Source organism: Leucobacter albus, from assembly GCF_039528015.1.
Lineage (GTDB): Bacteria > Actinomycetota > Actinomycetes > Actinomycetales > Microbacteriaceae > Leucobacter > Leucobacter albus.
The window spans coordinates 39,164-46,847 of the sequence record NZ_BAAAKZ010000015.1 but is presented as its reverse complement, the minus strand read 5'-3'; the positions used below and the strand labels follow the sequence as shown (position 1 = coordinate 46,847).

Genomic DNA, 7,684 nt, shown 5'->3' with positions numbered 1-7,684 from the left:
ATCCCTGTTTTAGCGCGTGATCATGCGGCTAGATCAAGATTCCATCCACACGTTTTGGCCGATACCCCTTTCTGCCTGGGCGTGGCGTGGCGTTGGCTGTGGGTTGGCTGTGGTGGTGCTGCGCTGTCGCGCGGCTAGCTGCGGCGCTTGAGCACGGTTACAAGGTAGAGAATTACAAGCGCCGCTGTGCCAGCCAAGATGATGCCGGAAAACAACCAGAGCGGCAGCGCGCGTCTGCCCGAACCGATCAACTCCAGCGGGTCGCCGAAGCTCAGCGTGACGACGGCGCCGACGCACGCGAGGAGCGGCCCGGCCAGTGTGAGCAGCACCACAGTGAGGCCGGGAGGCTCGCGGTCTGAGCTCGCCGACTCGCCAGCCCCGGGTGCGGCGGGTGCACCGGTTGCCCCGGGTGCGGCGGGCGCGTACGGCAGCTTCGGATGCGCTGCCGATTGTGGGGGCTCCTCGCGCGGAGCCTCGTGCCCCTGCTGCGGCTGAATATATCTCGCATAGAGCATTCCCGGCCAGCCCGCGCAGCCGAACCCGAGCGCCACCAGCCCAAAACCAATCAGCACTGGGTCTTGCTTCTGCACACCCGTGAGGCTGAGGCCTGCGCCGACAAGAATGCCTATTGTGGCGACGATCGCGAGCACGGCGATGTCGCGCTGGCTGGGGTTGCTGGTATTCATTGTTGGTTGTCATTCTAGGGTGGCTCGTGAGCCTAGGTCGGCAGCTCCAGGTGCAGAATGGGGTAGGGGAGACCGTCACCATCGAGCTCGCTGCGGCGCACCTGCACGAAGCCGCGGCTGAGGTAGAAACCGTGCGCCCCCGAGTTCTGCTCGTTCACGTCGACCTTGGTCACGCCATGTTCAGCGATCACCTCGGCGAGCAGCGCGCTGCCGGTGCCGCCACCGCGGGCGTCTGCCGAGACGAAGAGCATCTCGAGGTTGCCCTCTGCGACGCCGGCGAACCCGACCGGGGTCCCGTCGCGCTCTGCCACGACGAGCGTGACCGCCGGGAAGTACGCGGAGGCCAGGTTGCTTTCGATGCGGTCGAAATCTTCGGCCGCGAGAAAGTCGTGGGTTGCTTGGACCGCGCTGCGCCAGATCTCGACGAGCTGCGGGTATTCGGGCGGGCCCAGTGTTGGGCGAATCGTCAGCCCGCTGTTGCTTGTGCGCACGGACCGATTTTGGTGGAGATTCGGAGCGGCGTCAACCGCCAGTCGCCGGCGCTTCGCGGCTCACGGTGGCTACTGCGACTCTGGGGCGACTTTGGCTGAGTAGCTCTGCTGGTTAGAGCGCACGCTCAGAATCGTGAGGTCGCAGGGCGGTTCGACGCCGGAACAACATCAGTGCGCCACACCCGACCAGCCCGGCGGCGATGGCTCCGCGTGCCCACGTCGACTCCCCGCCAGTGCTCGGAAGCCCAGTTGGCGGTGTGGGGGCCGGAGGAGTGGTGGTCGGCGGGTTCGTGGGGCCAACAGGGGCGCGCGTCTTCTTCCACTGCGCGTAAAGCCGGTACTCACCGGGAGACAGCTCTGCCGACTCCCCTGCACTCATCGACTCTCCCGAGCCATCGGCCATCGTCGACCAGCCCGTAAACGCGTAGCCCTCTCGTGTGAACGTGTTTGGAGCGATGGTCACCGGGTAGCCGGTCGCCCCAAGGGTAGGCGCCATCTCACCGGTGGCCTCGGTAGCGTTCGCGTCGTAGCTGACCGTGATGGTTTCCTGCCAAACGTAGGTTCCGGCATCAACCCGGGAGCGAGTGAACTCGTAGAACTCTGAGTTTGTGCCGTGCCACGTGGTGCTCCTCGGGAAGGCGACCGTGCCGCGACCGATCTCCACCCATTTCCCGTTCGCGAGTGGTTCGATTGCCGCGCTGGGAACCCACAGCTCGGCGGCAGCAGGAACGGTGGTCTCGTTGCTAATCGTGACAGCGCGCAGCGGGGTGTCGAGGAAGAACAGTGCCATATCGGTCGCGTTCTCGGTGTTCCACCCTGACAGGTCGATCGACGTGAGCGCCTGCATGTTGCCGAACGTGGCGAACATCGTCGTGACCTTTGAGACGTCCCACCCGGCCACCGACACCGATGAGGCGCTCGAATTTGTGAACAGGTACGACAGAGTTGTCACCTCTGAGGTGTCCCAACCTGTGGTGTTCGCGTGGGTCAGTGAGGTCGTATCGGCGAAGAGCCCATACATCGTGGTGACCTTGCCGGTGTTCCACGCCGACAGATCGAGCGCGGTGAGCGAGCGCGCGCCAGAGAACATTGATTCGAGCGTTGTCGCGCTGCGGGTGTCGAACCCCGAGGGGTCAAGCACCGTGAGTGCGGTCGTGTTGCCGAAGGTGCTGTTGAAGTTCTCCACCTTGCTCGTGTCCCACTCGCTCACAGCGAGCTCTCGAACAGCCTCGGCGTTCATGAACATGGCGGCCATGTTGGTCACGCTGGCCGTGTTCCAACCGCTGACGTTAATCACCTCGAGCCCAGGGGCGTTCATGAACATGGCCTGCATATCTTTCACCTTGCCGGTGTCCCACCCCGACAGGTCTAGCGCTTTCAGCCCAGGCAGCCCCTGAAACGCGAAGCTCATGGTCGTTACCCTGCCGGTGCTCCAGCTTGAGGGGTCGAGCGTCACGAGCGAGGTCATCCCTGAGAACACCGAGGTCATGCTGGTGACACTCTGGGTGTCCCAGCCAGACACATCGAGCGACGTGATCGACTTGGCGCCTGCGAACATGCTCTCCATCGACTCGACCTTGCCTGTTTGCCAGGCAGAGACGTCGAGCGAGGCCAGCGACTCCGCGCCATAGAACATCGCGTACATCGTGGTGACGGCCGACGTGTCCCAGCCAGACACGTCGACATATCCGAGCGAGGCAGCGCGGAAGAACACGGTGTTCATATCGGTGACTTTGCTCGTGTTCCACCCAGAAACGTTGAGTGTGCTCAGTTCGCTCATCCCGCCGAACATATTGGCGATGCTGGTGACCTGCGACATGTCCCACTGCGAGAGGTCGAGTGAGGTGACCTTTGGGGTTGACTCGAACATTCCTGCCGCGTTCTTCACCCCCGTGGTGTCGAGTGCCTCAACGCCCTCGATGGCGAGGAGGTTCGGGAGAAACGCGAAGGTGTTTTGCGCCGCTTCGGGGAGCCGTGTCGCGGCTGGGTCGGTAAAGACAATGCGTGTGATGTCGCTGCGGTGCGCTTCCCAGCCCTTGTGCCCGAGTGTTCCCGGCCCAACCGTGAGCGTGCCAGCGTCGAATGCCCAGCTTGCAGACCCCCAGGTTCCGGCCGACGCGACGCCGACGGGCGCCTCGGTGCGAAGCTGTGCGGTATGGGGCTGGGTGGCGTGGTGGGGCTGGGCGGCGTGGGCGGCAGGGGCTGCGCCGAGGAGGGCGGCAGTCGCGAGGGTGATTCCGAGCATGCAGTACGAGTTTCGCAATATTCTTCCTCCGTGGTGTGGTGAAGCTAGGCGTCGGTTCGTGTGTGTCATGTGGAGTTCGACGCCGGTTATGCTCGGGGAGGGCCCAGTGGGGCGGCCGCGGGCGGTGCCAGCGGCACTAGCGGAGCCGTCTCCGCGCGGCGAGCGCGCCGGCCCCTGCGGCCAGCAGCGCGGCGCCAGCGCCCAGCCACGGCAGCACGCTTGCGGTTTCACCGGTGGCTGCGATCGCGCCACCGGCGGCGGGCCCGGTGCCACTTCCCGCGGCCGAAATGGTGCCCGTGGCGGCTGCGCGATCAGCGATCATCGTGTGGGCCGCTGGCTCAGAGAGGCGCACAGAAAATGTCTTGGTGGTTGTGGCCGCGGTGGCGACGGGAGCGGTCTGCACCGTCACGGTCTTCGGTGCGGTGTCGCCGGCAGCCCAGGTGATGCGGGCCGCGAACGCCGCGTAGTCGGTGCCAGCCTGCGCCGTTCCGTCAACGGTGCTGACCTCGACGGAGGCCTCTCCGCTCCAGGGGTGCTCGACCGCGTTTTCGCGGGTCAGCGTGAAGCGCAGCGGTGCACCGGCGGTGCCCTGTTGGTCGGCGCCGATGGAGATCGCCGACGGAGCCGCGTCTGCGACCGTGATCGTGAGCAGCTGGGTGATGGTGTTTCCAAGCGCGTCTGTGGCCCGCAGCTCAACGGTTGTGGGCCCCGCAACGCTCGGCGTCCCGGAGAGTACACCGGTGCTTGCATCGATGCTCAGCCAGCTTGGCGCGTCGTTGCCGAGCGAGAACTCTGCGGTGGGGAACCCGTCGGTTACGGTGACAGGGTGCTCTAGGCGGTCGCCGACCCGCCCCGTCAGCGTGTCGGTGCTCGTGATCTCGCTCCAGACGATGGGCATGGTGACGTTGCCGCTAAAAACATTTGCGTCGGTGCCGCTGGTGAACGAATAGCGCAGCGCGCTCGCATTGGGAGTGGGCGCGAACCGCAACAGCGGCAGTTCGGGGTCTGGCGACGGCCCGGTGTGCCCTCCTGCCCGGTCGGTGAGGTCGGGGAAGGTCGTGCCGTCGCGCAGCGTGACCTGGCCGGTGGCATCGACCCGGAAGGAGCTAGCATTGCGCGGCACATACTGCGTCGGGGCGTCAAGATTCTGCGTGCGCACAGTGAGGGTTGTCGCCTCGCCGGGTTCGCGTAGCCCCACGAGGCTCGAGATGCGGTTGTCGTTTGCGTCGAGGTGAGCAATCTGCGTGCTGGCGGCGAGCACCGCGAGCGACGTTGTTTGCGTGTTGCGAAGCTCCACGTGCGTGAGCTGTGGCTTGTTTGCCAACGCGGCAATGCCGTCCGTGAGCGCATTGTCGCTGGCCCTGAGGTGTTGGAGCCCTGCGCTGTTCTCGATGCCGTCGAGTGAGCTCAGCATGTTGTTCGACACCGACACCGAGCGGAGCTGAGTGAGCTCTGCTAGCGGCGTCAGCGAGGTGATGCGCGCGTTCGGTGCGGTCAGTGTGCTCAGGTTGGTGAGCCCCGCGAGCGGCCCAATATCTGACACGGTCGTCGACTGCACGGTGAGCGTTTCGAGTGACACCGCTGACGCCAAGGGGCTGAGGTTAGTGAGCGCAGCATTGTGCCCAAGATCAAGCGACTTGAGCTTGCTGAGGTCGCCGAGGCCTGTGAGGTTCGTGAGCGCCGGAAGTCGCGTGAAAGCGAGCGTAGTGAGGCTGACGTTGCCCGCGAGCGGGCTCAGGTCGCTCAGCTCGGGCGCGCCGGCGATCTCAATGGTGTGCAACGAGGCCGAGGCCGGCAGCGCGGCGAACGCTGCGTTGCTGACCGGCACATCGGTGAGCATGAGCCGGCCGAGCTTTGGCATGAGCGCGAGCGGAGCGAGCGAGTACGGGGCTGTGAGCGAGTGCGGGGCAACGCCGAGGGTGACGCTCAGTGTTCGGGTGGCGCCCTCGAAACCGGCGAAGCTCTTGACGCCCGGCCCCTCGGTGCACCTGAACTGCAGCGGGAGTGCTTGCAGGTCGGCGTGGGTGATCTCCTGCGTGACGGGGCGGTCGCGCGACAGGCTAACGTTCACGCAGTAGGCGAGACCCTCGTCGACGATAACGCCGAACGCGGCGTGGGCTGGAAGGGGGGTCACCGCAACCGCCGCTACGGCGAGCGTCGCAGTTGCGAGGGCACCGAGCCAGCGGGCGGCGCGAGGGCGCGCGGCGGAAATCGGTGCTCGGGTGCTGCCAGTCATGCCGTGCGGTCTCCTCAGTGCATCGAAGCGTCTCCTCGAACCTAGCCCGGAGCTAGTCAAAAATCTAGAGATAGCTATGAGTCGGGGCGCCGGGGGTATTGGGGCGCCGGGGCGCCGGGAGCACTGGGGGCGCTGGGGGCGCTGGGGCGCCGGGGGCGCTGGGGCGTTGGGATGCGCTGGGAATCGCCGAGGTCGAGCGGTAGCTGCGGCGCACCTGCCGCTGCCGCTGCCGCTGCCGCGCCGGTGCCGCTGCCGCTGTGAGCGTCGACACCAAGCGGCGGTAGCGAACTGACGCCGACGCGGCGTAGCGTTGCACTCGACAGAAACCGAAGCGGGGAGCAGGGCGTGAAGCGCATCAGGCAATTGTGGTGGCGAGTCTGCGACTACGCCTACGCCGGCGTGTGGCAGCTTCGAGCCACCCTCACGCGGCTGCGGCCGGAGTCGCTGCTTGCGGGGGAGCTGCGGCCGGTGCTCGTGCTGCCCGGCGTGTACGAGCCGTGGGCGTTTATGCTGCCGCTGATGCGCGAACTGCACCGAGCGGGGCACCCCGTGCACGTCGTGACCGCCCTCGGGCGCAACCGCCGCCCGGTCGAAGACGCGGCGCGCGCGGTTGGCGACTATCTCGCGAGAGCTGGCCTCACCGACGTCGTCATTGTCGCCCACAGTAAGGGCGGGCTCATCGGCAAGCAGGTCATGGCCTTCGGGGCGTCAGCGCCGCGGATCCGCGCGATGCTTGCGATCGCCACACCCTTCGCGGGGTCGCGTTACGCGAGCTTCATGCTCAACCGCACGCTGCGCGCGTTCTCGCCCCGTAACGCGGCGCTCGTCGCGCTCGGCCGCTCGCAGGCGGTGAACTCCCGCATCGTCTCCCTCTTCCCTGCGTTCGACCCGCACATTCCCGAGGGCAGCGAGCTCGCCGGCGCCGCGAACGTGCGCGTGCCGACGCCAGGGCACTTTCGGGTGCTCGGAGACGAGCGCGCCCGAGCGGTGGCCCTCAGGGTTGCGGCTGGCGAGCTGCCGCCGTTCGCGGGGTGAGGCGGGCTGTTGCTCAGCGCAACGACTAGGCAGGTGCACTAGATTTGCTGCATGTCAGCACCCCTGCAACTCGCCGGCGCTCGAGCGGTCGTGACCGGGGCGGCCTCGGGCATCGGCCGCGACCTGATGTTCGAACTCGTGCGCCGAGGAGCGCACGTTGCCGCCTGCGACATCGATGATGCGCGGTTGCTCGCCGCGGTGAAGCGTGCTCAGCGACTGAATGACGCGGTCACGGTCACCGCCCACGTCTGCGATGTCGCGGATCGCGCGGCGGTGCGGCAGTTGCGGCGGGAGGTCGCACTCGCCCACGAGACCGAGGAAATCAACCTGCTGTTCAACAACGCCGGCGTCGTCGGGGGCATGTCGTTTGTGACTGCTCCCGAAGCCGAGTGGGAGCGCACCTTCGCCGTCTCGTGGGGTGGCACCTATAACTGCAGCAGGGAGTTCTTGCCGATGCTACTGGCGGCACCGCGGGGCGCCGTGGTGAATATCGCGTCGGCGAACGCGCTGTGGGCGAGCCTGGGGCGGCGCACGCCGCACTCGGCGTACTCGTCTGCGAAGTTCGCGGTGCGGGGGTTCACGGAGTCGCTCATCGTTGACTTCGAGCGACATGCGCCCCACCTGTCTGCTGTGCTCGTGCTTGCTGGGCACGTGCGCACGCGCATTGCGGCCCCACCGCGCAGCTGGCGCAGGGCCTTCGATGGCAGCTTCGCCGACTACGAGCCCGTGTCGAGCGCGGCGGCCGCCTGCCAGATTCTTGGGGCGCTTGAGGAGGGGCAGTGGCGCGTTGTGATTGGCGAAGACGCGGCGGCCGTCGATCAGCGGGTTCGGGCGGCGCCCGCTGAGGCCTACGACTAGCCGCGCACCCCCTGGAAACTCTCGGTTGCACCCGGGTACCCTCGAGCAACGGCAAAATTGGCCGCACGTACAGATCATGACCCAGCGAGCAGGCCGCCGCGGCGCGGTTGGTGAGATCTGTGCCCAGTCAGGC

6 protein-coding genes are annotated in these 7,684 nt (G+C 66.8%); 2 read left to right on the top strand and 4 right to left on the bottom strand.

Features of this window, described 5'->3' with window-relative positions:
• Positions 1-134 precede the first annotated feature (134 nt).
• From ABD115_RS14730 to ABD115_RS14715, 4 genes are all read right to left on the bottom strand, one after another.
• The gene (locus tag ABD115_RS14730) at positions 135-686 is read right to left on the bottom strand and encodes a hypothetical protein (protein WP_343962218.1); all 552 of its coding nucleotides are present in this window, start codon (positions 684-686) and stop codon (positions 135-137) included.
• A gap of 32 nt (positions 687-718) precedes the next feature.
• Positions 719-1,177, bottom strand: coding sequence for a GNAT family N-acetyltransferase (locus tag ABD115_RS14725; RefSeq protein ID WP_343962216.1), 459 nt, complete (start codon positions 1,175-1,177; stop codon positions 719-721).
• A gap of 112 nt (positions 1,178-1,289) precedes the next feature.
• Entirely contained in the window at positions 1,290-3,422 is a 2,133-nt protein-coding gene (locus ABD115_RS14720) for a BspA family leucine-rich repeat surface protein (protein ID WP_343962214.1), read from the bottom strand.
• A gap of 136 nt (positions 3,423-3,558) precedes the next feature.
• The gene (locus ABD115_RS14715) at positions 3,559-5,658 is read right to left on the bottom strand and encodes a putative Ig domain-containing protein (protein WP_343962212.1); all 2,100 of its coding nucleotides are present in this window, start codon (positions 5,656-5,658) and stop codon (positions 3,559-3,561) included.
• A 345-nt stretch (positions 5,659-6,003) separates the two neighbouring features.
• Here ABD115_RS14715 and ABD115_RS14710 point away from each other — a divergent pair, with 345 nt between their 5' ends.
• Together ABD115_RS14710 and ABD115_RS14705 are read left to right on the top strand one after the other, a co-directional pair.
• The gene (locus ABD115_RS14710; protein ID WP_343962210.1) at positions 6,004-6,693 is read left to right on the top strand and encodes an esterase/lipase family protein; all 690 of its coding nucleotides are present in this window, start codon (positions 6,004-6,006) and stop codon (positions 6,691-6,693) included.
• Between the two features lie 51 nt (positions 6,694-6,744).
• Positions 6,745-7,551 (top strand): SDR family NAD(P)-dependent oxidoreductase, encoded by an 807-nt coding sequence (locus tag ABD115_RS14705; protein ID WP_343962208.1) that lies wholly within the window; start codon positions 6,745-6,747, stop codon positions 7,549-7,551.
• The last annotated feature ends 133 nt before the right edge of the window (positions 7,552-7,684 follow it).

What these genes read in the sequence shown, in the direction of transcription:
- ABD115_RS14730 (WP_343962218.1), bottom strand. Translation starts at nt 686, where the DNA reads ATGAATACCAGCAACCCCAGCCAGCGCGACATCGCCGTGCTCGCGATC.
- ABD115_RS14720 (WP_343962214.1), bottom strand. Translation starts at nt 3,422, where the DNA reads ATGCTCGGAATCACCCTCGCGACTGCCGCCCTCCTCGGCGCAGCCCCT.
- ABD115_RS14715 (WP_343962212.1), bottom strand. Translation starts at nt 5,658, where the DNA reads ATGACTGGCAGCACCCGAGCACCGATTTCCGCCGCGCGCCCTCGCGCC.
- ABD115_RS14705 (WP_343962208.1), top strand. Translation starts at nt 6,745, where the DNA reads ATGTCAGCACCCCTGCAACTCGCCGGCGCTCGAGCGGTCGTGACCGGG.